This window comes from Mesorhizobium sp. M7A.F.Ca.US.006.04.2.1, from assembly GCF_004022915.1.
In the GTDB taxonomy this organism is placed as follows: domain Bacteria; phylum Pseudomonadota; class Alphaproteobacteria; order Rhizobiales; family Rhizobiaceae; genus Mesorhizobium; species Mesorhizobium ciceri.
Genome location: NZ_RZQA01001084.1, coordinates 1 through 1794 on the forward strand (window position 1 = coordinate 1; position 1794 = coordinate 1794).

General features: G+C 59.0%; 1 protein-coding gene. It reads left to right on the forward strand.

The features are described 5' to 3' along the window. Complete coding sequence (locus EN925_RS34495; RefSeq protein ID WP_128337302.1) at positions 1–1242, forward strand: diguanylate cyclase; 1242 nt, start codon at positions 1–3, stop codon at positions 1240–1242. Positions 1243–1794 lie beyond the last annotated feature (552 nt).

Consider the following 1794-nt stretch of genomic DNA (forward strand, 5'->3'; position numbering starts at 1 on the left):
GTGCAGGATGATCCTGCCCTAGCCGCTGAGGTCGACCGGCTTCTGGCGCGCCGTACGCGCGAAATCAGCCTGCGTGGCGAGATCGAACGCCTATTTCGAGCACGTGTCTGGTCGCAAACGGCGAAAATCATCCGCGCGTGGATGATCTGGGTGGCATTTTTGGATGTGCTGACGTTGGCACTGAACGCGGCGTTGCTTCCATGGGGCGTAGCGCAGTCCATGCTCCTGCCCGGCGCCATCATCCCGCCCATCGCGTTGGCCGTGGTCCTAGCCTGGCGTAAACCGCAGGCGCCTTGGCTCCAAGGAGCTTCGCTGATCGCAGGCATGTTCCTGATCTTGTTGTCAGTCGCATTGGTCGGAGCAAGCGCTGGTGGCGAGTTCTACGAACGGCAATTGAACGTCATGTTGTTCGTGGCCATCACAGCCATCATAATCTTCGGGATCCCCCTGGCGTGGACGATGACGATCGCTGCGCTGGCGCTCGGACTCTTTCTCATGCTTCAACTGCAGAACCCGGCCATCGCGCATGGGAGTGCAGTGGCTGGAACGCTGTTCTTCGCCAGCGGTATCTTTGCAACGGTGGCCGCGCGGCGCATCATGACAATTCTTGCTCAAAAGACTTTCCTGTTTGAGCTTCGCGACCGACGCAGGGTCGCCGAACTGGCGAAAGCGAATGATCGACTGGTACTCCTGGCGAGGACCGATCCACTCACCGGCATCTCCAACCGTCGCTGGATGACGGAAACACTCGAGCGCCTATGGGGAAGTGACAAACGTTGCCTTGCCGGTGCCGCGATGCTGATGTGCGACATTGACAACTTCAAGAAGCTAAACGACCACCTCGGCCATGCGGAGGAAGATCGGTGTTTGGTAAAGGTCGCAACTATCTTGAAGGAAAACGTGAGGCGTGATCGCGATCACGTTGCCCGTTATGGCGGCGAAGAATTCCTCGTGCTCCTGCCCGGGGTGAACGAGGAAGAGGCCGCCGCTGTGGCTGAACGAATGCGTAAGAGCGTCGAGGCTGCCGCTTTGCCCAACCCTGGATCCCGTGTGTCGCGCTGGGTCACCCTGAGCATTGGAGTTGCCGTTCAGACCTCTGAGGCGATCTCGCCGGAGCAGTTACAGCAGCGAGCGGATGCCGCACTTTACCTTGCCAAGCAGACGGGCCGCAACAGGGTGCTGCTTCACAGACCGGAGTTATCCGCGCGCAAACACATTCGGCCGGGCAGCCTCGGGGCATAGGCCGTGCGTGGCCCGAGATCTGCTCTTCTGAATCACGGGGTTTCCCGTGCGTCGACGATAACAGGTTAGTTCAGGGACTTTGGACCACCGAGACGAAGGGTTCCCCTGTAATCTCCACATCGCGCCCGGCAGACTACGATTTCGAGAATAATCCCCTGAAACGAGTTTCCGGGTTGTTCAGAACACCCATGGCCGATTCCGGCTGCGTGGATGGTCCAGGGGGAGTTCCACCAAATGGCCTCAGTGATGGGCGATCATCTGGATGACTTGCCGGGTCTTCGCAAATGCCGAGCGCATGGGCTCCGTCGATTTCTGCGCCCTGCGCCCTATGTGGCGCGCGTTTGGCTAGGTGAATGGCGCCCATTGCGCAGCCCCTGATCTTGCGCAAGGGAATCCTGCGACAGCCCTCATTAGATCGGTTGCAAGTGCTCCATGAAATCTCCATCTAGTTCAGTTGTAGTCAGAACGCGGTCAAACGATGACACGGCAAGAAGTTCTCTCCGTCATTGGGTCAGCCGACGATATTACGGTTGCGGAGATCATCGCAACGGG